The 230-nt window shown below is 70.4% G+C and carries 1 protein-coding gene; it reads left to right on the forward strand.

The window, feature by feature from the left end:
• Window positions 1–230: DUF2070 family protein (locus HKX41_13965; protein NNC25239.1), on the forward strand; the 230-nt coding region annotated here is incomplete at both ends.

The following is a 230-nucleotide window of genomic DNA, read 5'->3' on the forward strand; positions in this document are numbered from 1 at the left end:
CGAGACTGCGACCGGCCTCGCCTTCCCGCCGCACGCGACCGCCGGCCACGACTTCAACCTCGTCACCGAACGCGAGGTCGATACGCTCATCGACGCCGCCGAACGCGCCGCCGCGAACGTCGAATACGACCGCGACGCGACCCGCGGTATTCGTGCTACGCACGGCGACGCCAGCCTCCTCGGCCAGCGCTTCGGCGACGACGGAGCGTTCCTCGTCGCCAGCTTTGCAC

This window comes from Salifodinibacter halophilus, from assembly GCA_012999515.1.
GTDB classification, from domain to species: domain Bacteria; phylum Pseudomonadota; class Gammaproteobacteria; order Nevskiales; family Salinisphaeraceae; genus Salifodinibacter; species Salifodinibacter halophilus.